Annotated in this window: 24 protein-coding genes; 5 read left to right on the top strand and 19 right to left on the bottom strand. The window is 72.4% G+C overall.

Features of this window, described 5'->3' with window-relative positions:
• The first annotated feature begins 43 nt into the window (after positions 1-43).
• Positions 44-1,315 (top strand): AI-2E family transporter, encoded by a 1,272-nt coding sequence (locus Q0963_RS01200; RefSeq protein WP_299442422.1) that lies wholly within the window; start codon positions 44-46, stop codon positions 1,313-1,315.
• Between the two features lie 26 nt (positions 1,316-1,341).
• Here Q0963_RS01200 and Q0963_RS01195 read toward each other — a convergent pair whose 3' ends face one another.
• Entirely contained in the window at positions 1,342-1,620 is a 279-nt protein-coding gene (locus Q0963_RS01195) for a hypothetical protein (RefSeq protein WP_299441271.1), read from the bottom strand.
• A gap of 17 nt (positions 1,621-1,637) precedes the next feature.
• A complete protein-coding gene (locus Q0963_RS01190; protein ID WP_299441268.1) occupies positions 1,638-4,103 on the bottom strand; it encodes an FAD-dependent oxidoreductase in 2,466 nt (821 codons plus the stop codon).
• A gap of 773 nt (positions 4,104-4,876) precedes the next feature.
• On the opposite strand from Q0963_RS01190, the gene Q0963_RS01185 reads away from it, so the two are divergent.
• Entirely contained in the window at positions 4,877-5,230 is a 354-nt protein-coding gene (locus tag Q0963_RS01185; protein WP_299441265.1) for a hypothetical protein, read from the top strand.
• Positions 5,231-5,338: 108 nt separating this feature from the next.
• Here the strand turns inward: Q0963_RS01185 and Q0963_RS01180 are convergent, their stop codons facing one another.
• Both Q0963_RS01180 and Q0963_RS01175 read right to left on the bottom strand, forming a co-directional pair.
• On the bottom strand, positions 5,339-7,117 hold the full coding sequence (locus Q0963_RS01180; protein WP_299441262.1) for a 3-hydroxyacyl-CoA dehydrogenase family protein: 1,779 nt from the start codon (positions 7,115-7,117) through the stop codon (positions 5,339-5,341).
• Positions 7,118-7,201: 84 nt separating this feature from the next.
• Complete coding sequence (locus Q0963_RS01175; protein WP_299441259.1) at positions 7,202-7,654, bottom strand: hypothetical protein; 453 nt, start codon at positions 7,652-7,654, stop codon at positions 7,202-7,204.
• Between the two features lie 89 nt (positions 7,655-7,743).
• On the opposite strand from Q0963_RS01175, the gene nucS reads away from it, so the two are divergent.
• Positions 7,744-8,439, top strand: a complete 696-nt coding sequence (gene nucS / locus Q0963_RS01170) for an endonuclease NucS (protein WP_299441255.1) — start codon at positions 7,744-7,746, stop codon at positions 8,437-8,439.
• Between the two features lie 237 nt (positions 8,440-8,676).
• A complete protein-coding gene (locus Q0963_RS01165) occupies positions 8,677-8,940 on the top strand; it encodes a hypothetical protein (RefSeq protein ID WP_299441252.1) in 264 nt (87 codons plus the stop codon).
• Positions 8,941-8,967: 27 nt separating this feature from the next.
• Here Q0963_RS01165 and Q0963_RS01160 read toward each other — a convergent pair whose 3' ends face one another.
• Together Q0963_RS01160 and Q0963_RS01155 are read right to left on the bottom strand one after the other, a co-directional pair.
• Complete coding sequence (locus Q0963_RS01160) at positions 8,968-11,034, bottom strand: protein meaA (RefSeq protein WP_299441249.1); 2,067 nt, start codon at positions 11,032-11,034, stop codon at positions 8,968-8,970.
• 101 nt (positions 11,035-11,135) lie between these two features.
• On the bottom strand, positions 11,136-11,507 hold the full coding sequence (locus Q0963_RS01155; RefSeq protein WP_299441246.1) for an STAS domain-containing protein: 372 nt from the start codon (positions 11,505-11,507) through the stop codon (positions 11,136-11,138).
• Positions 11,508-11,652: 145 nt separating this feature from the next.
• Between Q0963_RS01155 and Q0963_RS01150 the strand changes: the two genes are divergently transcribed.
• Positions 11,653-12,273 (top strand): cob(I)yrinic acid a,c-diamide adenosyltransferase, encoded by a 621-nt coding sequence (locus Q0963_RS01150; RefSeq protein WP_299441243.1) that lies wholly within the window; start codon positions 11,653-11,655, stop codon positions 12,271-12,273.
• Here Q0963_RS01150 and Q0963_RS01145 read toward each other — a convergent pair.
• From Q0963_RS01145 to Q0963_RS01085, 13 genes are all read right to left on the bottom strand, one after another.
• Complete coding sequence (locus Q0963_RS01145) at positions 12,270-12,701, bottom strand: DUF2550 family protein (protein ID WP_299441240.1); 432 nt, start codon at positions 12,699-12,701, stop codon at positions 12,270-12,272. The genes Q0963_RS01150 and Q0963_RS01145 overlap by 4 nt on opposite strands.
• 28 nt (positions 12,702-12,729) lie before the next feature.
• Positions 12,730-12,996 carry a F0F1 ATP synthase subunit epsilon gene (locus Q0963_RS01140; protein ID WP_299442419.1) on the bottom strand — a complete coding sequence of 89 codons (267 nt, stop codon included), beginning with the start codon at positions 12,994-12,996 and terminating at the stop codon, positions 12,730-12,732.
• On the bottom strand, positions 12,993-14,450 hold the full coding sequence (atpD, locus tag Q0963_RS01135) for a F0F1 ATP synthase subunit beta (protein ID WP_299441237.1): 1,458 nt from the start codon (positions 14,448-14,450) through the stop codon (positions 12,993-12,995). Before atpD ends, Q0963_RS01140 begins: the two co-directional genes overlap by 4 nt.
• Positions 14,451-14,464: 14 nt before the next feature.
• Positions 14,465-15,364 carry a F0F1 ATP synthase subunit gamma gene (locus Q0963_RS01130; RefSeq protein WP_299441234.1) on the bottom strand — a complete coding sequence of 300 codons (900 nt, stop codon included), beginning with the start codon at positions 15,362-15,364 and terminating at the stop codon, positions 14,465-14,467.
• Between the two features lie 39 nt (positions 15,365-15,403).
• Positions 15,404-17,044: a F0F1 ATP synthase subunit alpha gene (atpA, locus tag Q0963_RS01125; protein ID WP_299441231.1), complete on the bottom strand. Its 1,641-nt coding sequence runs from the start codon at positions 17,042-17,044 to the stop codon at positions 15,404-15,406.
• Positions 17,045-17,136: 92 nt separating this feature from the next.
• A complete protein-coding gene (locus Q0963_RS01120; protein ID WP_299441228.1) occupies positions 17,137-17,952 on the bottom strand; it encodes a F0F1 ATP synthase subunit delta in 816 nt (271 codons plus the stop codon).
• Positions 17,952-18,539: a F0F1 ATP synthase subunit B gene (locus tag Q0963_RS01115; protein ID WP_299441225.1), complete on the bottom strand. Its 588-nt coding sequence runs from the start codon at positions 18,537-18,539 to the stop codon at positions 17,952-17,954. The genes Q0963_RS01120 and Q0963_RS01115 overlap by 1 nt, the downstream gene beginning before the upstream one ends.
• 49 nt (positions 18,540-18,588) lie before the next feature.
• Positions 18,589-18,822: an ATP synthase F0 subunit C gene (gene atpE / locus Q0963_RS01110; RefSeq protein ID WP_204135867.1), complete on the bottom strand. Its 234-nt coding sequence runs from the start codon at positions 18,820-18,822 to the stop codon at positions 18,589-18,591.
• A gap of 80 nt (positions 18,823-18,902) precedes the next feature.
• Complete coding sequence (gene atpB, locus Q0963_RS01105) at positions 18,903-19,742, bottom strand: F0F1 ATP synthase subunit A (protein ID WP_299441218.1); 840 nt, start codon at positions 19,740-19,742, stop codon at positions 18,903-18,905.
• A 115-nt stretch (positions 19,743-19,857) separates the two neighbouring features.
• Positions 19,858-20,313, bottom strand: a complete 456-nt coding sequence (locus Q0963_RS01100; RefSeq protein WP_299441215.1) for a hypothetical protein — start codon at positions 20,311-20,313, stop codon at positions 19,858-19,860.
• A gap of 92 nt (positions 20,314-20,405) precedes the next feature.
• Positions 20,406-21,797: a sugar transferase gene (locus tag Q0963_RS01095; protein ID WP_299441212.1), complete on the bottom strand. Its 1,392-nt coding sequence runs from the start codon at positions 21,795-21,797 to the stop codon at positions 20,406-20,408.
• Between the two features lie 23 nt (positions 21,798-21,820).
• Positions 21,821-23,101: a serine hydroxymethyltransferase gene (gene glyA / locus Q0963_RS01090; RefSeq protein WP_299441209.1), complete on the bottom strand. Its 1,281-nt coding sequence runs from the start codon at positions 23,099-23,101 to the stop codon at positions 21,821-21,823.
• Positions 23,094-23,828 (bottom strand): L-threonylcarbamoyladenylate synthase, encoded by a 735-nt coding sequence (locus tag Q0963_RS01085; protein ID WP_299441206.1) that lies wholly within the window; start codon positions 23,826-23,828, stop codon positions 23,094-23,096. Before Q0963_RS01085 ends, glyA begins: the two co-directional genes overlap by 8 nt.
• Between the last annotated feature and the right edge of the window lie 144 nt (positions 23,829-23,972).

The following is a 23,972-nucleotide window of genomic DNA, read 5'->3' as shown; positions in this document are numbered from 1 at the left end:
ACCCCGCGCGGTTAGGGTGTGCCCCGGAGGTGGACCGGTGCGAATGACGACGGTGTGGGGCACGGCGGCCCGGTGGGGCGACTACCGCCGCCGGCAGCTCGCCGCGCTCGAGGAGAGCAACCGCATCGACCGCAGCGAGCTGGATGACGCCGCCGGCGAGCCGTCGGCCGCCGGCCCCGACGGTGCCGGCACCCCCACGCCGGAGCCGGGGCCGGACGCCCCGTCGCCGGGCACCGGCGAGGACCCGCTCTCGCGGTACGGCACCGTCGGCCGGCCGCTCAACCGCCATTCGCCGTTCTACATCGGTTTCTTCGGGGCCACCGGGGCCCTGCTCGCCGTGGGCCTGTGGTCGATGATGGGCCGGCTCGCGGCGACGATCAGCATCCTGCTCGTCGCGTTCTTCCTCGCCCTGGCCCTCGACCCCATCGTCGAGCGTCTCGTCGCGCGCGGGATGCCCCGGCCGGTGTCGGTGGCGGCCGTGTTCGGCGGCCTGCTCGTCGTCCTGGGCGCCATCGGCTCGCTCGTGCTCCCGACGGTCATCTCCCAGGGCTCCGCGCTGGCCCAGGCCGGCCCGCAGTACCTCGTGGACCTCCTCGACACCCGGTGGGTCCGCGAGCTCGACCGGAACTACGACATGCTCGACCGGATGCAGGCCGAGCTCACCCAGAAGCTCACCGACCAGCAGTTCATCGAGGGGGTGCTCGGCGGGCTCCTCGGGGCCGGGCGGGCGGTCCTCACCGGGTCCTTCCAGGTCCTCACCGTCCTCGTCCTCGCGCTGTACCTCCTCGTCTCGCTGCCGCGGGTCAAGCAGGCCACCTACGCCCTGGTCCCCGCCAGCCGCCGGTCGCGGGTCGCCTCGCTGTCGGAGGAGATCATGCGGCGGGTCGGCTCCTACGCCGGCGGCCAGGTCGCCATCGCGACGCTCAACGCGCTGCTCTCGTGGGTGATGATGCACATCGTCGGGGTGCAGTACGCCGCCGCGCTCGCGGTCCTCGTCGGGCTGCTCGGCCTCATCCCGATGATCGGCGCCACCCTCGGAGCCGCGCTCGTGACGGTGGTGGCGTTCTTCGACGAGCCCCGCAAGGCGCTCATCGTCGTCATCTACTACGTCATCTACCAGCAGGTCGAGAACTACGTCATCGCCCCGCGGGTCATGCAGCGCACCGTCTCGGTGCCCGGCGTCGTCACCGTCGTCGCGGCCCTCGCCGGAGGTGCCCTGCTCGGGGTGCTCGGGGCGCTGCTCGCCATCCCGGTCGCCGCCGGGCTCCTGCTCATCTACGAAGAGGTCCTCGTCCCGCGGCAGCGTTCCGCGTAGGCCGCCGCTTCCCCGGACGGCCGGGGTCAGGGGCGGGCGGCGTTGCGGCCGGCCCAGCAGCGGGTGTGCCAGTGCCGGCGCTCCTGGACCCCGCCGACGCCCTCGGCCGGCCACGCGACGACGTGCGCCGTGCCGACGGCGATGCCCTGGTGGCAGCCGGGACACACGTACTCCCGGCTCGAGGTGGCACCGGTCAGCCGCCGGACGTACCAGGGCCGGCCCCGCCAGGACTCGGTCGCCACCTCGGTGGACCCGCCGAGCGGACGGCTGTCGAGGTCGCGACGGCGTCGGTTCGAGCGGGGCACGCTCCCAGTCTCCCCGATCAGCCGCGGACCCGGGCCGACGTGGGATCGTACGGCGGCCGCAGCGAGACCCGGCACGGGTGGCGCGTCCCGGCGACGTCGACCTCCCAGCGCCCCTCGCGCAGCCAGTCCGCGGTCACCGGCCCGTCGGCGCCGACCGACCCCAGGCCGACCGACCCGCCCACGGTCCAGCCGTAGGACCCCGCTCGCACGTCGCCCACCGCGTGGCCGTCACGCAGGAGCACCTCGCCGTGCACCAGCAGCGGCTCGGGGTCCTCGACGACGACCGACACGATCCGGTGGGTGGGAGTCCCCCGCTCCTTGGCGGCCATGGTGGCGTCCCGGCCGACGAAGCCGCCCGGCTTGTCCAGCGCCACCGCGAAGCCGAGCCCCGCCGACCACACGTCGTCGGTGTTGTCGAGGTCGTGGCCGTGGTCCCGGTACCCCTTCTCCAGGCGCAGGCTCGACAGCGCGGCGAGCCCCGCCGGACGCACCCCGTGCGGGTCCCCGGCGGCCAGAGCGGCGTCCCAGACCGCCGCAGCCCGCGCGGCCGGGACGTAGAGCTCCCAGCCGAGCTCCCCGACGTAGGTGACGCGGACGGCGAGCACCTCGGCGCCGGCGAGGGTGACCCGGCGGGCGTCGCGGAAGGCGAACGCCTCCGCGCTCCAGTCCTGCTCGGGGGCGACCGCCTCGAGGACGGCGCGCGAGGCGGGGCCCTGGAGGCTCAGCAGGGCGAGGTCCTCGGTGAGGTCGGACACCGCGACGTCGGCGTCCCCCAGCCCTCGGGCCAGCAGTCCCCGCACCGTCCCGTACGCGGTGTCGGAGGCCACGACGAGGAGGTCGTCGGCTGCCAGCCGGGTCACGGTGACGTCGGCGTCGACCCCACCGTCCACCCCGAGCCACTGGGTGTACGTGATCCGTCCGTCGGTGCCGAGGTCCCCGGCGGACAGCGCGTCCAGGACGGCGAGGGCGTCCGGCCCGCGCACCGCGAGCTTGGTCATGAACGACATGTCGAACAGCCCGGCGGCCTCGCGGACGGCGCGGTGCTCGGCCTCCCACCGGTCGAACCACGGGTGCCGGCCCCACCCGGGCCGGGCGGTGGGCCGCTCCCCCGGGCCGGCGTACCAGGCGGCGGACTCCCAGCCGGACACGTCGCGCAGGAAGGCGCCCGCCTCGATCATCCGGTCGTGCAGCGGGGAGCGGTGGACCCCGCGGGAGGACGTCAGCTGCGTGCCGGGCGGGTGGGCGGTGTACACCGTGCCGAGCACCTCGGCGGTCCGGGCCGCGCGGTGCCGGGGGTCCAGCTGCCAGTCCCGGAACCGCGCGACGTCGATGCCGGTGACGTCGACGTCGGGGCGCCCGGTGAGCACCCAGTGCGCGACGATCCGGCCGAGCCCGCCCGCCGAGAGGATGCCGACCGAGTTGAGCCCGGCGCAGACGAAGTAGCCGCGCACGCCGGGCGCCTCCCCGACGGCCGGGGACAGGTCGGGGGTGAAGGACTCCGGCCCGCAGAAGAAGGTCCGGATGCCGGCGGTCTCGACGACCGGCACGCGAGCCATGGCCCGCTCGAGGAACGGGGCGACCCGGTCGGTGTCCGGGGGGATCGTCCCGAACGAGAAGTCCTTCGGGATGCCGTCGACCTTCCACGGCGCGGCCTCGGGCTCGAAGAGCCCGACCATCATGCCGCCGCCCTCCTCGCGGTAGTAGCCGTACGAGGCCGGGTCCTCGAAGACCGGGGCGTCCGGGCTCATCCCGTCGATCGGCTCCGTGACGAGGTAGTAGTGCTCGGCCGCCTGGTTGGGGACGACGACGCCGTTGGCCTGCGCGAGCTCGCGCGCCCACATCCCGGCGGCGTTGACGACGACGTCGCACTCGATGCGCCCCCGGTCGGTGACCACGGCGGTCACCTCCTCGACGGCACCCCGCGGCCGGGTCTCGACCGCCGTGACCGAGACCCCCTCGACGACCCGGGCCCCTTGGCGGCGGGCCCCCTTCGCGAGCGCCATCGTCACGTCGACGGGGTTGACCCGGCCGTCGCCGGGCACGTAGAAGCCGCCGGCGAGGTCGTCGGTGCGGGCCAGCGGGAAGAGGTCGGCCATCTCCGCCGGCGAGACCTCCTCGACGTCGAGCCCGTGCCGCCGCTGGAAGACCGCGACCCGGCGGTACTCCTCGAGCCGGTCCTGGTCGGCGGCCTCGACGAGCCCGACCGGCTTGAACCCGGTCGACTGGCCGGTCTCGGCCTCCAGCCGCCCGTAGAGGTCGCGGGAGTACAGGCGCAGGCGGGTGCTCGTCTCGCTGAGGGAGCCGAAGCACGTCATGAGGCCCGCGGCGTGCCAGGTCGTCCCGGACGTCAGCCGGTCGCGCTCGAGGAGGACGACGTCGCGCTCCCCGGCGTGCGCGAGGTGGTAGGCGATCGAGGTGCCGATGACCCCACCGCCGACGACGACGACGCGGGCACGGCTGGGCAGGGGTGCGGTGGTGCTCATCCCGCTGACCCTACTGACCGGGGCCGCGCTGCCCTCGCCCAGTCGACAGGAGGCGACACGCAGGCCTGACGCCCTGCCGCTGCGCGTGTCACCTCCCCTCGACGGAGCCTGTGGACAACCGCCGACGACACCGCCGCGGACCGAGCACGATCGGGCGATGCCGCCGCACCTGCCACCCCTGCCGCCGGGACCCCTGTCCCTGGCGCAGGCGCGCCGGCTGGGGCTCGCGGACCACCAGTGGCGGCTGCCCGAGCTGCGACGCACGACCCGCTCGGTGCGCAGCCTCGCCGACCCCACCACCTCCCGGCAGCGCGCGGCGGCGTTCGCGCTGGCGCTGCCGGCCGATGCCGTCTTCTCGCACATCACCGCCGCCCAGCTGTGGGGCCTGCCGCTCCCCCGGCATCTCGAGGCCCAGGTCGCCCTCGACGTGCTGCGCCCGTCCGGCCGGGGCCGCATCGAGCGCCGGGGCTGCATCAGCCACCGCGGGGCGGAGCGACGTGGGACGACGCTCCTGCACGGGGTGCGGGTCACCTCGCTCGCCGACACCCGGGTGGACCTCGGCGAGGTCGTGGGCCGTGGGCTCGGACGGGACGACCTCGTGGCCGCCGGTGACGTCGTCGCGGGTCGCTGCGTAGGCGCGCCGTCGGCGGCCGTCGGCGGCCGTCGTCGCGGCACAGCCGCTGGCCGCTGCCCTCGCGGCACGGGTCCGGCCCCGCCACAAACGCCTGCTCAGCGATGCGCTCGCCCTGGTGCGCCCCGGCGTGCGGTCGCCGATGGAGACCCGGGCTCGGCTCGTCCTCCACGATGCCGGGTTCCCCGAGCCCGAGGTGGGCGGCGCCGTGTACGCCGCCGGCGGCGGGTGGCTGGCCGAGGGCGACCTCGTGTGGCGGGCGCCCCGGGTCATCGGCGAGTACCAGGGTGAGGTGCACGGCAGCCGCGCGGCCCGCAGCGCCGACGCCTACCGCCAGGGATGCTCGGCGACGAGGGGTGGACCGTTCTGGAGCTGTTCAGCGAGGACCTGTCCCGACGTCACCGACGGGTCGCGATGCTCCGCCGCTTCGCCCGCGCCCTGGGCCTGGACCCCCGAACCCTCCGCATCTCGTGAGGCTGCCGTCCAGATGAGGTGACACGCAGGCTGCGCGGGCTCCCGGTCCGCGTGTCACCTCACCTCGACAGGATGGAGGAGGGACGAGGCGGGGGGAGGCACGGGGCCGAGGGAGGGCCGGGGCGGCGGCTCAGGCGTAGGTGCGGAAGCCGCGGCCGCTCTTGCGCCCGAGGTAGCCGGCCGTCACGAGGTGCTCGAGCAGCGGGGCCGGGGCGAAGCCGCGCTCCCGGAACTCGATGTACAGCTCGCGCTCGATGGCCAGGGACACGTCGAGGCCGACGACGTCGAGCAGCTCGAACGGGCCCATCGGCAGGCCGCAGCCGGTCTTCATCGCGGTGTCGATGTCGTCGGCGCTCGCGTAGTTCGCCTCGAGCATCTTCACGGCGTCGTTGAGGTAGGGGAAGAGCAGCGCGTTGACGATGAAGCCGCTGCGGTCCCCGCAGGTGACGGCGACCTTGCCGACCGACGCGCACAGCGCCTGCACCGTGGCGACGACGTCGGGCGCGGTCGTCACGGTGTGCACGACCTCGACGAGCTTCATGACCGCGGCGGGGTTGAAGAAGTGCATCCCGATGACGTCCTGCGGCCGCGACGTGACCTTGGCGCAGTCGATGATCGGCAGCGAGGAGGTCGTCGTCGCGAGGATCGCCCCCGGCTTGCAGATGCCGTCGAGGTCGCGGAAGAGGTCCTGCTTGACGGCGAGGTCCTCGGCGATGGCCTCGACGACGAGGTCGACGTCGGCGAGCGCCTCCCGCCCGGTGGCGCCGGCCACCCGCCCGAGCAGGGCGTCGGCGGCGGCCTGGTCCATCCGGCCCTTCTCGACCGCCCGGGCGCAGCTGCGGCCGAGGGCAGTGACGACGGCGGCGACCTTCTCGTCGGACCGCGCGACGAACGTCACCGGGTAGCCGGCCTTCGCGAAGACCTCGATGATGCCGGTGGCCATCGTCCCGCTGCCGACGACGCCCACGGTGGCGACGTCGCGCAGCGCGACCCCCGCCGGCACCCCGGGCTCGGGCGTCCGGGCGTCGGCCACGACCTCGGGGGACCCCGGCTCGGCGTACGTGTAGAAGCCGCGGCCGGACTTGCGGCCGAGCAGCCCGGCGCTGACCATCTGCTTGATGATCGGGCTCGGCGCGTGGAGGCGGTCCCGGCCCTGCTTGTACATCGTGTCGAGGATCTCGTAGGCGGTGTCGAGGCCGATGAGGTCGAGCAGCTGGAGCGGCCCCATCGGGTACCCGCAGCCGAACCGCATCGCGGCGTCGAGGTCCTCGCGGGTGGCGTACCGGCTCTCGAACATCGACACGGCGTGGTTGAGGTAACCGAACAGCAGGCGGTTGGCGATGAACCCCGCCTTGTCGCCGACGACGACCGGCTTCTTGCCGAGCCGCTCGGCGAGCGCCTTGACGTCCTCGAAGACGTCGTCGGCGGTGATGACCGTGCGGATCACCTCGACGAACTGCAGCACCGGCGCCGGGTTGAAGAAGTGCATCCCGACGACCCGCTTGGGGTTGCTCGTCGCGACGGCGATCTCGGTGACCGGGAGGGAGGAGGTGTTCGTGGCGAGGATCGCGTCACCCGAGACGATCTGGTCGAGCCGCGCGAAGATCTCCTTCTTGAGGTCGAGGTGCTCCGGGACCGCCTCGACGACGAGCTGGCAGCCGGCGAGGTCCTCGAACGCGCTGGTGTAGGTGACCCGGGCGTGCAGGGCGTCGTGCTCGTCCTGGGTGATCTTCTCGCGCTTGAGCGCGCGGGCCGTGCTGCCGGTGAGGATCTCGCGTCCGTGCGCCAGGCCGGCCTCGTCGACGTCCACGGCGAGGACGTCGAGCCCGTTCCGGGCGAACACCTCGACGATCCCCGCCCCCATCGTCCCGAGTCCGATCACACCCACTGTGGTGAAGTCACGCGCCATGCCCGGAATCCTCGCAGAGCACCCGGCGCCGAACGACACGCGGCGGGCGTGACGCTCCTTACCCCCGGGGCCGGACGCCCGGCCTCACCAGTCGATCCCGGTGGCGACGAGGTCGGCCTCGAGCGCGAGCCGGTGCCGCGGGTCCAGGGGCAGCAGGCCCACCGGGGTGGGCACGTCGGCCGCGGTGCACAGCTGGACGAGCACGTGGTCGTACGCGGCGTACGCCGCCGCCAGCCGGGCGGCGGGGTTGGGCTGGCTACCGGCCTCGATGCGGCGGATCTCGGCGGCGAGGCGGCGCAGCTCGAGGGCCAGGAGGACGGGTGGGACGGGCTCGGGCCGGCGCCGCTGGAGCAGCCCGAGGTGCTCCAGCCCATCCACGACCCGGCCTGTCGGACCGTCCAGCCGGCGCGCGACGTGGCGCGCCTTGCCCCCGATCCACCGGGTGGACACGGTGGCGAGCGCGCAGGCGCCGACGACGACCCCGAGGAAGACGGCGGGCAGCAGGGCAGTCGGCAGCGCCGACACGGCGACCTCCATCGGCCTCACCTCTGGCTCCAGTGTGCGCTGCGATTTCCGCAGCGGCAACCGGTTCGGACCCGGGGCTACGGGTCGGTAAGGTGCCCGTCGTGCGGATGGTGATCGCGACATGCTCTGTCGACTACGAGGGACGCCTGACGGCGCACCTCCCGCTCGCCAAGCGACTCCTCCTCGTCAAGGCCGACGGGTCCGTCCTCGTCCACTCCGACGGCGGCTCGTACAAGCCGCTGAACTGGATGTCGCCTCCGTGCGCCATGGCCGAGATCGCGCCCGACGAGGCCGAGGCGGCCGACGGCGTCGGCACCGTCTGGGTGGTCCAGCACGCGAAGTCCGAGGACCGCATCCGGGTCCGCCTGCACGAGGTGCACCACGACACGTCGCACGACCTCGGCGTCGACCCGGGGCTGGTCAAGGACGGCGTGGAGGCACACCTGCAGCGGCTCCTCGCCGAGCACATCACGACCCTCGGGGAGGGCTGGAGCCTCTCCCGCCGCGAGTACATGACCGCGATCGGCCCCGTCGACATCCTGTGCCGGGACGCCGACGGCCGGCACGTGGCGGTCGAGATCAAGCGCCGGGGCGAGATCGACGGGGTCGAGCAGCTGACCCGCTACCTCGAGCTGATGAACCGGGACCCGCACCTCGCCCCGGTCACCGGCGTCTTCGCCGCCCAGGTCATCAAGCCGCAGGCCCGCACACTGGCCGAGGACCGGGGCATCCGCTGCGTCGTCCTCGACTACGACGCCCTGCGCGGCATCGACGACACCGGGCACCGGCTCTTCTGACCCGCGGGCGGCGGTCCGGGGCCTGCTGGTGCAGGTCCCCCGTTCGGCCAGGAAACGCTCGTCCATTCGCCCTGTGGTGATAGCGAACGGGGCCGTCGGTACCTACAGTGGGGTCGACACGCGAGGCCGAGTCGACGAGGACCGACAGATGACGCGCAACACGGCTTGGGGAGGGACCGCTGCGGCGGACGTCCCGCCAGCACGCGGCGCCCTCTGCGCGGAGTCGGGGGCGACCCGATGACCACCCTGCAGCTCGTCCTGTCCTACGTCACCATCGGCCTCGGCGTCGGGGCGCTCGGCGTCGCCGTCGCGTGCGACAAGGACCGGGGCATGCAGGTGCGCACCTGCGCCACCTGGGTGGCCCTCACCTGCCTCGTCTGGCCGCTCACCGCGCTCGCCCTCATCGGCATCGCCGTCACCGAGCACCGTCGGCGCGAGCGGTACGACGCCGAGCCGGTGCGTGGCGTCATGCACTCGGCCTCCAGCTACCACCCGTACTGAGCGGCCGCACCGGCATCGTCCGGGCGGTCAGCCGCTGACCGGAGCGCTCGCCGGGGCGAGCCCGCGCGAGGCCCGGATGACCTCGACGAACCGCTCCATGATCTCGGTGAGCCCGAAGTCCTTGGGCGTGAACACCTCGGCGACGCCCAGCTCCTTGAGCCGTGCCGCGTCCGCCGACGGGATGATGCCGCCGACGATGACCGGGACGTCCCCCGCGCCGGCGGCCCGGAGCCGGGCGAGGACGTCGGGGACGAGCTCCATGTGCGACCCCGAGAGGATGGAGAGCCCGACGAGGTGCACGTCCTCGGCGACCGCCGCTCCCACGATCTGCTCGGGTGTGAGCCGGATGCCCTGGTAGACGACCTCGAAGCCGGCGTCCCGCGCCCGGACGGCGACCTGCTCGGCGCCGTTGGAGTGCCCGTCGAGGCCGGGCTTGCCCACGAGGACCCGCAGCGTCTCGCCCAGCTCGTCCCCCGTCGACCGCACGAGGTCACGCACCCGGGACAGGGCCGCGGTCCCGGAGCCCGTGGCGGCGGCGGCTCCGACCCCGGTGGGCGCCCGGAACTCGCCGAACACCTCGCGCAGGGCGCCCGCCCACTCCCCCGTCGTCACTCCGGCGCGGGCGCACTCGAGCGTGGCGTCGACGAGGTTGGCGTCGGTGCCGGCGTCGGCGCGCAGCCGGTCGAGCGCGGCGACGGCGCGCGCGCCCCGGTCCGGATCGGCGTCGCGCTCGGCGCGCCACCGCTGCACGGCCTCGACGGCCGCCCGCTCGACATCGGGGTCGACGGTCTGCACCGCGGTGCCGAGGTCGGCGGTCAGCGGGTTCGGCTCGCTCGTGGCGAACCGGTTGACCCCGACGACCACCTCGTCACCGGCCTCGATGCGCGCCCGCCGTCGGGCCAGCGAGGCGACGAGCTCGGACTTCATGTACCCGCCCTCGACGGCGGCCACGGCCCCCCCGAGGTCGGCGACACGCGCCATCTCCTCGCGCGCTCCGGCGACGAGCTCCTCGACCTTCGCCTCGACGACGACCGAGCCCTCGAAGAGGTCGTCGTACTCGAGCAGGTCGGACTCGTAGGCGAGGACCTGCTGGATCCGCAGGGACCACTGCTGGTCCCAGGGCCGGGGCAGCCCGAGCGCCTCGTTCCACGCGGGCAGCTGGACGGCCCGGGCCCGGGCGTCCTTGCTCAGCGTGACGGCGAGCATCTCGAGGACGATGCGCTGGACGTTGTTCTCGGGCTGGGCCTCGGTGAGCCCCAGCGAGTTCACCTGCACGCCGTACCGGAACCGCCGGTGCGCGGGGTCCTGCACGCCGTAGCGCTCGAGGGTGATCTCGTCCCACAGCCGGACGAACGCGCGCATCTTGCACATCTCCTCGACGAAGCGCACCCCGGCGTTGACGAAGAACGAGATCCGGGCCACGACCTCGCCGAACCGCTCCGGGGGCACCTGCCCGGAGTCGCGCACCGCGTCGAGCACGGCGATGGCCGTCGACAGCGCGTAGGCGACCTCCTGCACGGGCGTGGCGCCCGCCTCCTGGAGGTGGTAGCTGCAGATGTTGATCGGGTTCCACCGCGGGATCCGGGCCACCGTGTAGGCGATGAGGTCCGTGATGAGCCGCATCGACGGCCCGGGCGGGAAGGCGTACGTCCCCCGGGACAGGTACTCCTTGATGATGTCGTTCTGGGTCGTGCCGGCGAGAGCGCGAACCCACTCGGCCGGGTCCTCCCCCGCCGCCTCGGCCTGCTCCTCGGCGACGACCTCGTAGAGCGCGAGCAGCCACATCGCCGTCGCGTTGATCGTCATCGAGGTGTTCATCGACGACAGCGGGATCTCGTCGAAGAGGGCGCGCATGTCGCCGAGGTGGCTGACCGGGACCCCCACCTTGCCGACCTCGCCGCGGGCGAGCGCGTGGTCGGGGTCGTAGCCGGTCTGGGTCGGCAGGTCGAAGGCGACCGAGAGGCCGGTCTGGCCCTTGTCGAGGTTGCGGCGGTACAGCGCGTTGCTCGCGGCGGCGCTGGAGTGCCCCGCGTAGGTGCGCATGACCCAGGGGCGGTCGCGCTCGGGGCGCGCGGCGTCGGTGCCTTCGGACATGGCTGGAACGCTAACCGCGCGCCGGCGGGCCGGGTAGGCGCTGCGGCGGTGAGAGTGCCCACACCGGGCCGGATCGGCGGTGACGCTGCTCACGCCGCGGGTCAGACGACCTGCGCCAGGGTGGGGCCGACGACGGCCGTGGTCCGCAGCGGCGGGGTGAGGAGCGCGTGCAGCCGGACCCGGCACAGCAGCCGAGCCGTCCGGTCGTCGGCGGCGACGACGCGCAGCTCGACGCCGGAGCGCTGGGCCAGGCGACGCAGCTCGACGAGGAGCCCGAGGGCCGTCGCGTCGCCGATCACCGCCTCGTCGAGGTCCAGGAGGACGGCCGGCCCCGGCCCGGAGAGCAGGCGGTGCATCGCCGTGCGCACGTCGGCGGCCGTCCGACGGTCGAGCCGCCCGCCCACCCGCACGAGGACCCCGTCGTCCCGGATGTGCTCGGACATCGAGACCAGCGGTGCATGGTGCTGAGCCATCCGGCCCCCTCTCGTCGGTTCCAGGGTGAGGACGCGCGAGCGGCCGCCCGCGATACACCGCCCACCGTAGAGGTCTGGCAACCAGTTGCCAACGGCATTTTGGTGCCACGTCAGGGTCGGTTCCGGCATCTGTCACGCTGGGCGCATGGTCAACCTCACCCGCATCTACACGCGCACCGGCGACGACGGCACGACCGCGCTCGGGGACATGAGCCGCACCCGCAAGACCGACGCCCGGCTCGCCGCGTACGCCGACGTCAACGAGGCCAACGCGGCCGTCGGGGTGGCCGTCGCGTGCGGTGACCTGCCCGACGAGGTCCGCGCCGTCCTCGTGCGGGTCCAGAACGACCTCTTCGACGTGGGCGCCGACCTGTCGACCCCGCTGCAGGAGAGCTACGAGTACCCGCCGCTGCGGGTCAAGGACGAGTGGGTCGCCGAGCTCGAGGCCGACTGCGACCGCTACCTCGAGTCCCTCGAGAAGCTCCGTTCGTTCATCCTCCCCGGCGGGACCCCGGGGTCCGCCTACCTCCACCTCGCCCTGACCGTGGTCCGGCGGGCCGAGCGCTCGACGTGGGCCGCGATCGAGACCTACGGCACCGAGCCCGGCACCGCCCGGGGCGAGGGCGGGGTCAACCCGACGACGGCGACGTACCTCAACCGCCTCAGCGACCTGCTGTTCGTCCTGGCCCGCACCGCCAACGTGGGCGCCGGCGGCGACGTCCTGTGGGCCCCCGGCGGCGGCCGCGAGCAGGCGCCGCAGCGCTAGGCGACGTTGACGTTGTAGCCGGGCGGGCTGGACTCCAGCCACGCGCGCACCGCGGTGTACGCCGCCGGCACGAAGGCGAACTCGCAGGTCCGCCCCGCCGCGCGGCCGGTCACCGCGACCGGCTCCGCGAGCCCCGGGATGACGTCGGAGGTCGGCTGGGGTGCGCCGAAGCGCAGCTCCCCGCGCAGCCAGGACACCTCGGGCCGCACCGACGGCCCGAGCATGCTGAACCACTCGAAACGCTCGGACCCGAGCCGGGCCAGCCCCAGCTGCCAGCGCGCGGTGGCGTCGTCACGCCGCGCGCACAGCATGACGGGCCGGCCGTCACCGGAGATGAAACGACGGCGCGCCCACACGAAGGTGAGCGCGCCGACGACGAGCAGGACGACGAGGGCGAGGACGAGCTCGGTGACCAGCAGTGGATCCATCGGTGAGCCCGTCCCCGTCCTCGCGTCGTCAGGAACCCATGCCCGAGGCGTCCACCGACTCGGCGACGATCGTCACCCGGTCGTGGTCGACCGACATGAAGCCACCGTCGACCGTGGCGCTCTTCCAGCCGCCCGCGTTGATCCGGACCTCGCCCTCGGTGAGGACCACGAGGGTGGGCTGGTGCCCGGGGAGCACCCCGAGGTCGCCCTCGATCGACCGCGCGCTGACCTGGCTGGCCTCGCCCTCCCAGACCTTGCGGTCCGCGGCGACGAGCTCGACCTGAAGAGCCATCAGAGGTTCTTCTCGATCTCGGCCGCCTGGCGCTCGACGTCGTCGAGCCCGCCACACATGAAGAACGCCTGCTCGGGCACGTGGTCGTACTCGCCGTCGCAGATCTTCGTGAAGGCCTCGATGGTGTCGGACAGCGGGACCGTCGACCCCTCGATGCCGGTGAACTGCTTGGCGACGTAGGTGTTCTGCGACAGGAAGCGCTGGATGCGGCGCGCCCGGTTGACGAGGATCTTGTCCTCCTCGGACAGCTCGTCGATGCCGAGGATCGCGATGATGTCCTGCAGCTCCTTGTTGCGCTGGAGGATCTGCTTGACCCGCACGGCCGTGTCGTAGTGCTCGGTGGAGATGTAACGGCGGTCGAGGATCCGGCTCGTCGAGGTGAGCGGGTCCACGGCCGGGTAGATGCCGAGCGAGGCGATCTCACGGGACAGCTCGGTCGTCGCGTCGAGGTGCGCGAACGTCGTCGCCGGGGCCGGGTCGGTGTAGTCGTCGGCCGGCACGTAGATCGCCTGCATCGAGGTGATCGAGTGACCACGCGTCGAGGTGATCCGCTCCTGGAGCGTGCCCATCTCGTCGGCGAGCGTCGGCTGGTAGCCGACCGCCGACGGCATGCGGCCGAGGAGGGTCGAGACCTCCTGGCCGGCCTGGGTGAACCGGAAGATGTTGTCGATGAAGAGGAGCACGTCCTGGCTCTGCACGTCGCGGAAGTACTCCGCCATCGTCAGCGCGGACAGGGCGACCCGCAGGCGGGTGCCCGGCGGCTCGTCCATCTGGCCGAAGACCAGGGCGGTCTGGCCGAGGACCCCGGCCTCCTCCATCTCGACCATGAGGTCGTTGCCCTCACGCGTGCGCTCGCCGACGCCGGCGAACACCGAGACACCGCCGTGGTCGCGCGCGACACGGGCGATCATCTCCTGGATGAGGACGGTCTTGCCGACGCCCGCACCGCCGAAGAGGCCGATCTTGCCGCCGAGCACGTAGGGCGTCAGGAGGTCGATGACCTTGATGCCGGTCTCGAACATCTGGGTCTTGGACTCGAGCTGGTCGAAGGCGGGCGCCTGGCGGTGGATGCCCCAGCGCTCCTTGACGTCGAGGGTCTCGCCCGGCTCGAGGTTGAGGCACACCCCGGTGGTGTTGAAGACCCGGCCGAGGGTGACGTCGCCGACGGGCACGGTGATCGGGCCGCCGGTGTCCTGCACGGCGGTGCCGCGCACGAGGCCGTCGGTGGGCTGCAGCGAGATCGCACGGACCATGTTGTCGCCGATGTGCTGGGCGACCTCGAGGTTCAGCGTGTGCGTCTCGCCGCCGAGCTCGACCTCGGTGGTGAGCAGGTTGTACTGCTCGGGCATCCCGTCGACGGGGAACTCGACGTCGACGACCGGGCCGGTGATCCGGGAGATCCGCCCGACGCCGCCGGGGGCGGGGGGCTGGTACGTCTCGGTGACAGTGGCAGTCATGGTCTCTCTCTCACTCACTTGCTCTCGGCCAGCGCAGTGGCGCCACCGACGATTTCGCTGATCTCTTGGGTGATCTCCGCCTGCCGCGCCTGGTTGTGCAGGCGCGTGTACTTCTTGATGAGCTCCTCGGCGTTGTCCGTCGCCGACTTCATCGCGCGCTGGCGGGCGGCGAGCTCGGAGGCGGCGGCCTGGAGCATGCAGTTGAACAGCCGGGCGTTGACGTACTTCGGCAGGAGCGCGTCGAGCACCTGCCCGGCGCCGGGCTCGAAGTCGTACAGCGGCAGGAGGTCGGCCTCGTCCGGGGCCTCCTCGCCCTCGACGACCTCCAGCGGCAGCAGCCGGATGACCTCGGGCTCCTGGGTGACCATCGAGACGAACCGCGTGAAGACGACGTGGACCTCGTCGATGCCGCCGTTGTCGGTGGCCGTCGTGAAGTCGGCGACGAGCCGCTCGCCGACCTCGCGGGCGACGTCGAAGGTGGGCTTCTCGGAGAACCCGCTCCACTCCGCGGCGAAGTCGCGCCGGCGGAACCTGTAGAACCCGATCACCTTGCGGCCGAGGAGGTAGGGCACGACCTCCTTGCCCTCGTCCCGGAGCCGGGCGATGAGACGCTCGCTCTCCTTGATGACGGCAGAGCTGTAGGCCCCGGCGAGGCCACGGTCGGAGGTCAGAATGACGACCGCCGCGCGGCGCACGTCCTCCTTCTCGGAGGTGAGCGGGTGGTCCTCGTTCGAGAAGGTCGCGACCGCCGAGACCGCACGGGTCAGGGCGCGGGCGTACGGGGTGGACTCCCGCACCGCCTGCTGCGCCTTGACGACCCGCGAGGCCGCCATCAGCTCCATGGCCCGGGTGATCTTCTTCGTCGCACTGACGGACCGGATGCGCTGCCGGTACTCCCGGATCTGCGCTCCCATGTCTTTCCGCCTTTCGTGGTGTCTGTCGGTGGACGCGCGTCAGCGCTTCTGCTTGACGATCTGCTCCTGGTCGGAGTCCATCGCGTCGGCGCCGTCCTCGGCCTCGTCACCGACCGGGACCGCCTCGACGCCGGAGCCGTCGAACAGCTTGTCCTTGAAGGTCTGGACCTCGGCCTCGAGCGCCTGCTCGGTGCCCTCGTCGAACTTGCCCGTCTCGCGGATGGCCGCGAGGAGGTCGGACTTGGTGCGGCGGAGGTGGTCGAGGAACTCACGCTCGAACTTGCGGATGTCCTCGACGGCGACGCTGTCGAGCTTGCCGGTGGTGCCCATCCAGATCGAGACGACCTGCTCCTCGACCGGGAAGGGCGAGGCCTGCGGCTGCTTGAGCAGCTCGACGAGGCGGGCGCCCTTGGCGAGCTGGGCCCGCGAGGCAGGGTCGAGGTCGGAAGCGAACATCGCGAACGCCTCGAGGGCACGGAACTGGGCGAGGTCGAGCTTGAGACGGCCAGCGACGGACTTCATCGCCTTGATCTGGGCCGCACCGCCGACTCGGGACACCGAGACACCCACGTCGATCGCCGGGCGGACGTTGGCGTTGAACAGGTCGGCCTGGAGGTAGATCTGGCCGTCGGTGATGGAGATGACGTTGGTCGGGATGTACGCCGAGACGTCGCCCGCCTTGGTCTCGATGATCGGCAGGCCGGTCATCGACCCGGCGCCGAGGTCGTCGGAGAGCTTCGCGCAGCGCTCGAGCAGCCGGCTGTGCAGGTAGAACACGTCACCGGGGTAGGCCTCGCGGCCCGGCGGGCGGCGGAGCAGCAGCGAGACGGCGCGGTAGGCCTCGGCCTGCTTGGACAGGTCGTCGAAGACGATGAGGACGTGCTTGCCCTGGTACATCCAGTGCTGGCCGATGGCCGAGCCGGTGTAGGGGGCCAGGTACTTGAAGCCGGCCGAGTCGGACGCGGGCGCCGCGACGATGGTCGTGTACTCCATCGCGCCGGCCTCTTCGAGCGTGCCCTTGACGGCGGCGATCGTCGAGCCCTTCTGGCCGATGGCGACGTAGATGCAGCGCACCTGCTTCTCGGGGTCGCCGGTCTCCCAGAACTCCTTCTGGTTGATGATCGTGTCGACCGCGACGGTGGTCTTGCCGGTCTGGCGGTCACCGATGATGAGCTGGCGCTGGCCGCGACCGATCGGGGTCATCGCGTCGACGGACTTCAGGCCCGTCTGCAGCGGCTGGTGCACCGACTTGCGCTGGACGACGGTGGGCGCCTGCAGCTCGAGCGCGCGGCGCTCGTCGCTGGCGATCTCGCCGAGGCCGTCGATGGGGGTGCCGAGCGGGTCGACAACGCGGCCGAGGAAGCTGTCGCCGACGGGGACCGAGAGGACCTCGCCCGTGCGCTTGACCTCCTGGCCCTCCTCGATGGCGCTGAAGTCACCGAGGATGACGACGCCGATCTCGTGGACGTCGAGGTTCAGGGCGAGGCCCAGCGTGCCGTCCTCGAACTCGAGCAGCTCGTTGGTCATCGCCGAGGGCAGCCCCTCGACGTGCGCGATACCGTCACCCGCGTCCGTGACGCGGCCGACCTCCTCGCGCGCGGCGACGCCGGGCTCGTAGGACCGCACGTAGCTGTCCAGCGCGTCCCGGATCTCGTCCGGACGGATCGAGAGCTCCGTCATGTCTGATCTTCTCCTCGGTCACCGGCCCCTCGTGGGGCCGAAGTTCGGTGTGGGTGGTGCGGATGCAGTTGTGGGTGGTCGCGGGCGACCGGTCAGCCCCCGGCGATGTGCCGTCGGGCCTCGTCGAGGCGGCGGAGCACGGTGCCGTCGACGACCTCGTCGGCGACCTGCACCCGGATGCCGCCCATGACCGTGGGGTCCTGGACGACCTGGAGCGTGACGGCCTTGCCGTAGTGCGCCTCGAGGGCGCTGCGCAGGCGGGCCTGCTGCTGCTCGTCGAGCGGAGCGGCGACCGTGACGAGCGCCGTCAGCTCGTCCCGACGACGCGACGCGAGGGCGAGGTACGCCTCCATGACGCGGTCGAGCCGGCGACCGCGGGGCACGCGGACCGCCTGCTCGGCGAGCCGGACCGTCTCGGGGGCGGTCTTGCCGTCGAGCAGCGAGCGGACGAGGCCCGCCTTGCCGTCGGTGTCGGTGTTGCGGCTCGAGAGCGTGTCGCGCAGGGCGGGGTCGCCCGCGACGATCCGCTCGAAGCGGAACAGCTCGTCCTCGACGCGGTCGATGCGGCCGGTGCCCTCGGCGTTGGCGAGCAGCGCCTGGACGGCGAGGCTCTCGAGGGTGTCGCCGAGGTCGCGCTCGGCGGCCCAGCGCTGGCCGACGACGACCGCGACGAGGTCGAGCGCCGCGTCGCCGACCTTGCCGCCGAAGAGCGAGCGGGCCAGACCGGCCTTCGCGTCGTTCTCCCGCGACGGGTCGGCGAGCGCGCGCCGCAGCGAGGCGGTGCCCTCGACGACGCCGGTCACCGCGAACAGGTCCTCGGCGAGGGTGGTGCCGTCCGGGCTCGCGGCCAGGGCGGCCTCGAAGGCCTCCTGGGACGCGCGGGCGGCACCGCGGGACGATCCACGCATCAGACGTCCTGCCCGGCCGGGGTGACCTTCTCGGGCGTGATGTCGCCGGCCTCGAGCTCGCTGAGGAAGCGGTCGACGATGCCCTTCTGGCGCACCTCGTCCTCGAGGGACTCGCCGACGATCTTGCTCGCGAGAGCGGTCGACAGGGCGCCGACCTCCTGCCGGAGCTGGACGACGGCCTGCTGCCGCTCGGCCTCGACCTGACGCTTGGCCGACTCGGTGATGCGGGCGGCCTCGGCTTGGGCCTGGGCCCGCATCTCCGCGACGATCTGAGCGCCCTGCTCGCGAGCGGACTCGCGCAGCTCGTTGGACTCGGCGCGAGCCTCGGCGAGCTGGGCCGTGTACTTCTCGAGGGCCTCGCGGGCCTCGGCCTGGGCCTGCTCGGCCTGCTGCATGCCACCTTCGATGGCGGCGGCCCGCTCCTCGTAGAGCTCCTCGAGGCGCGGCACGACCTTCGTCTTGTACAGCCAGTAGAGGATGCCGAAGGCGATGAGGCCGATGACCATCTCGGCCGGGTGCGGCAGCAGCGGGAAACCGGACGGGAAGCCGGTGGTCTCGCCTGCGGCGGCCAGGGAAGCGATGTACACGTCGCGTCCTATCTGTCGATGCTCGGACTAGGGCAGGAGACGGTCTGCGTCAGCCCTGGAAGACGAAGGCGAAGACGAGACCGAGGATCGCGAGGGCCTCGGTGATCGCCATGCCGGTGAAGGCGATGGTCTGGAGCATGCCGCGAGCCTCGGGCTGGCGCGCGACGCCGTTGATGTAGGCGGCGAAGATCAGACCGACACCGATGCCGGGGCCGATCGCGGCGAGGCCGTAGCCGAGGTACGCGATGTCACCCGTGACCTCGGCGGCAACGATGCTGTTCATGCTGACTGTTCCTTTCGGTGGCGCCGGGCCGGTCCCGGCGTCGGGGTGTTCTGGGTCGTGCTACCGGACGGTGCCGGGGGTCAGTGGTGCTCGCTCACGGCGTCGCTGATGTACAGGGCCGCGAGGAGCGTGAAGATGAAGGCCTGGAGGAACTCGATGAGGAGCTCGAAAAAGGTCATCGCGATCGAGAACGCGAACGCCAGGACTCCGGAGAACTGGAGGAAGATGTTGCCCCCGTGGAGCAGCAGGTACTCGCCGCCGAGGATGAAGACGAGCAGCATGAGGTGCCCGGCGAGCATGTTGCCGAAGAGTCGCAGCGCGAGCGTCAGCGGCCGGATGATGAAGTACGTGAGGAACTCGAGCACGAAGAGGATCGGCTTGAGCCAGCCCGGCAGGCCCGGCGGGATGAGGGACTTGAAGTACGGCAGGACGCCGTGCTTCCGGCGGATCGCGACGGTGTGGTACGTGATGTACACGATGAGCGTGAGGACGATCGGGATGCCGACCCGGCTCATCGTCGGGAACTGGATGAACGGCACGATCCCGAACAGGTTGTTCACGAGGATCAGCGTGAACAGGGTGAGCAGCAGCGGGACGAACTGGAGGAAGTCCTTGCTCCCGATGATGTCGCGGCCGATCGTGTTGCGCACGAAGTTGTACGAGCCCTCGACGAGGAACTGGTTCTTGCTCGGCACGACCGTGAGCTTGCGGGTGGCGCCGACGTAGAACCACGCGAGGAGCGCGACCGAGATGAGGAGGACGATCGCGGGACGGGTGATGGTCCAGGGACCCTCGCCGTCGAGCGGGATGATCGGCCACCAGAAGCTCGAGACACCGGGGGTGACGAAGCCTTCCTCACCGCCTGCGGCGGTCGCGACGGTGGCAGGCAGCCAGCTAGCGGAGACCACGCTCGGGCTCACACCTTCTCCTCGGGGATGTCACGGGCGCCGACGACGGGCGCTCGGGTGGACGCGACGTACGCTACCCGACCCTCACGGGTGGGTGCGACGCCGGGACCAGCGGCCGGGACCGGGCTCACCGCGGATCCGCGGAGTTGTCGGCCGGCTGGTCGTAGATGGGCAGCCGGGCCGCTCGCAGCGCCCGGAAGGCGAAGGCCTGCCAGGCGAGGGTGACGCTCAGGGCCGTGACGCCCAGGGCCAAGCCGTCGACCCAGGAGGCCCCGCGGAAGATGTAGATGAACAGCAACAGGACGATGACCTGGCCGAGGTAGACCGTCATCGCGACCGCGAAGAAGGCGTGCGGGCTGGCGCTGCGGACGAGCCGGCTCAGCAGGAACATGCCGGAGGCGAAGAAGAGGACGGCGACCACCACACCGAGCAGCCCGCCGGCCACCGCGTCACTCCCCCGCACCAGTGCCAGGACTGCGACCGCCAGGAGGCCTGCGCCGCTGGCCGGGACCAGGGCCCCGCGCAGCATGACCGCGAACGGCGCACCGGGTGCGGTGGCGGGGGGCGTGCTGGGGTCGGTCATCGACGATCGGCCTCTTCGGGGGGTCGTGGCGGAGGAGCTCCGGACGGCTTGTGAAAGTTATCACAAGCCCTCGGGGGCGGCAACGTCGCAGGTCAGACCCTGCGGGCCAGCACCACCCAGATGGTGCGGGCGATGATCTCGAGGTCGAGGATGGGCGACCAGTTGACGAGGTACTGCAGGTCGTAGCCCAGCTTGTACTCGGCGTCGGTGTGGTACCGGCCGTGGATCTGGGCGAGCCCGGTGAGCCCCGGTGGCACCTCGTGCCGGCGGGTGTAGCCCGCGATCTCCTTCTCGAAGCCCGCGGTGAGCTCCGGACGCTCCGGGCGCGGCCCCACGACGGACATCCGCCCGGTGAGGATGTGCAGGAGCTGGGGCATCTCGTCGGCCCGGGTCGCGCGCACCCACCGGCAGGCCGGGATGACCCGGGGGTCCCCCGACCCCGACAGCTGGGCGCCTCCGACGGCCTCGGCGTCGACGCGCATCGTGCGGAACTTGATCATCTCGAACGTCGTGCCGCCGGCCCCGACGCGGGTCTGCCGGTAGAGCAGCGGTCGTCCGGCGACGATGAGCTGGTGCAGCGCCACCCCGGCCAGCAGCTGGATCCAGATCGGGGCGGTGAGCACCACGAGCGAGAGGTCGAGGAGGCGCTTGAAGTGCCGTTGCGACGGCGCCATGGTCTGGGGCATGAGGAGGACGAACGGCAGGCCCGCCACCTCGCGGAGCCGGGACAGCCCGAACAGCGTCTCGCGGCCCCCGACCCGGAGCAGGACGGTCACGTCCTGCCGGTCGAGCCGGCCGATGGTGCGCGGGTACCAGAGGTCGAGCCACGCGGCGGAGAGCAGGAGGACGTCGGTGGCGTCGGTGCGTTCGACGACGTCGACGACGGCATGCGGGTCGTCGACCTCGGCGACGACCCGCAGGTCGGAGCCGTTGACCGCGACGTGCTGGCGGGCGAGCTCGATGTCCTGGGCGGTCCCGGCGAGCACCACCCGCGGTGGCCCCTCCCGCCGGGTCCGCAGCGCGTGCACGATCGCGCGGTTGATCGCGACCGCGATCCCCGCAAGGACGATGACGGCGATGAGGTTGGGGATGGGGAACGGCAGGGCACGCCCGATGAGCGAGCCACGCTGGCGGAGCAGCCCGCTGAGGGCGAGGTTGAGGAGGGCGACGAAGCTGCCCGCGGCGAGCGAGAGCCGGGCCGCCCGCGGCAGCACCGCCGAGCCCCCGAGCCGGGGCTCACGCTCGTACAGCCCACCGAAGTAGTAGGCGAACAGGAAGATGAGCGAGGAGACCCCGAAGGAGACGAGGTAGGCCACGAGCGGGTAGGTGGGCCACGGCGGCGCTCCGTAGCGCCACACCATCGTGAGCACCGAGAGCCCGAAGACGGCGATGCCGTCGAGGAGCATGACGAGCCGGAAGCCCCGCCGGTTGAGCCGGGTGAGCAGTCGCGGCTCCGGCTCGGGCGGGGGTGTCGGGTCGGTCACGGGTGGCAGGCTCCGGCGCGGCCTCAGGCGGGCCGCGGGTAGGCGGGGAAGGCGCCGACGAGCTCGGTCACCTGGGCCCGCACCTCGCGCGAGACCTCGTGCTCGGGGTCGGCGTCACCGTCGACCACGGCCCGCGCGATGAGGCCCGCGACCGTGCGCATCTGGTCCTCGCCCATCCCCTGCGTCGTGACGCACGGCGTGCCCACCCGGATGCCCGAGGCGATGCCCGGCTTCTGCGGGTCGAAGGGGATCGCGTTCTTGTTCAGGGTGATCCCGGCGGCGTCGCAGCGCGCCTCGGCGTCGACCCCCGTGACGTGCACGCCCTGGAGGTCGTGCAGCGACAGGTGGGTGTCGGTGCCGCCGGTGGTCGGCCGGATGCCCGCCTCGCCGAGGGACTCCGCGAGGACCTTCGCGTTGGCGATCACCTGGCGGGTGTAGGCGGCGTACTCCGGCGTGGCGCACTCCTTGAAGTTGACCGCCTTCGCGGCGATCGAGTGCATCTGCGGCCCGCCCTGCATCATCGGGAAGACGGCCTTGTCGATGGCGGTGCGGAACTCCTCGCGGCACACGATGGCCCCGGAGCGCGGCCCGCGCAGCACCTTGTGCGTCGTGAACGACACGACGTCGGCGTGCGGCACCGGGCTGGGGATGGCCCCACCGGCGACGAGGCCGATGAAGTGGGCCGCGTCGACCCAGAAGACCGCTCCGACCTCGTCGGCGATGGCGCGGAACCGCGCGAAGTCGATGAGACGCGGGATGGCCGACCCGCCGGCGAGCAGGACCTTGGGCCGGTGCTCCTTGGCGAGCCGCTCGACCTCGTCGTAGTCGATGTCCTCGGTGTCCTTGTCGACGCCGTAGTGCACGGCGTCGAACCACTTGCCGGAGAACGAGACCTTCGAGCCGTGGGTGAGGTGGCCGCCGTGCGGCAGGCTCATCGCGAGCAGGGTCTCGCCCGGCTTGAGGAACGCGCCGTAGACGGCCTGGTTGGCGCTGGCGCCGGAGTGCGGCTGGACGTTGGCGTGGTCGGCACCGAAGAGGGCCTTGCACCGGTCGATGGCGAGGTTCTCGGCGATGTCGACCTCGGCGCAGCCGCCGTAGTAGCGACGGCCGGGGTAGCCCTCGGCGTACTTGTTCGACAGCGTCGAGCCGAGCGCGGTGAGGACCTCCGGGCTCGACAGGTTCTCGCTGGCGATGAGCTGGAGGCCGCCCCGCAGCCTCGCGAGCTCGCCGGTGAGCACCCCCGCGACCTCGGGGTCGAACGCCTGCAGGGCGTCGAAGTCGGACCCGTAGAACGTCTCAGTCATCGTCGGTGCTCTCCCGCGGTTCGCTCTCGGTGGGCGCGTCGGTCTCGGCGCCCGGTTCGCTCTCGTGGCCCGCCAACTCTAGGGCGTCGGCGCGGGAGCGCTCGACGACGGCCATCACCTGCTCCTCGGACAGCGCCCCGAGGCGCAGGATGACCGGCTCCTCGCGGGTGCAGTCGACGATCGTGGAGGCCAGGCCTCCGGTGACGGGCCCGCCGTCGAGGTAGTACTCGACCGTGGCCCCCAGCTGGCTGGCGGCCTCGACGACGGTGCGGCTGGCCGGATGGCCGGTGCGGTTGGCGCTGCTGACGGCCAGCGGGCCCACCTCGGTGAGGAGCGCGAGCGCGACCTCGTCATCGGGCATCCGGAGGGCGACGGTGCCGCCGGTGTCGCCGAGGTCCCACGCCAGGGAGGGCTGCGCCTGGAGGACCACGGTGAGCGGGCCGGGCCAGAACTCCCGGATGAGGGCGCGGGCGTACTCGGGCACGCTCGTCGCGAGCCCCTCGACCGTCCGCGGCTCGGGCACGAGCACCGGCGGCGGCATGTCCGAGCCGCGGCCCTTGGCGGCGAGCAGCTCGCGCACCGCCTCCGGGGAGAACGCGTCGGCGCCGATGCCGTAGAGGGTGTCGGTGGGCAGGACGACGAGGCGCCCGTGGCGCACGCCCTCGGCGGCCTTGGGGATCGCGTCGGCGCGGCCCTGCGGGGTCGTGCAGTCGAAGACCGGACTCATGGGCTCAGCCTAGGTGCACGGGATTCGTCGGCATCGGAGGCCGCGAGGGGCGGTCCGTGCCCCTAGGGTCATGACACCCCGGTGGGCGACCGATCGCCCGCCACGGACGGAAGTAGAGGTGACACCCATGCGTGGTTCCGGTCT

This window comes from uncultured Phycicoccus sp., assembly GCF_947495705.1.
Taxonomy (GTDB): domain Bacteria; phylum Actinomycetota; class Actinomycetes; order Actinomycetales; family Dermatophilaceae; genus Phycicoccus.
This window is presented reverse-complemented; position numbering and strand designations above follow the sequence as displayed.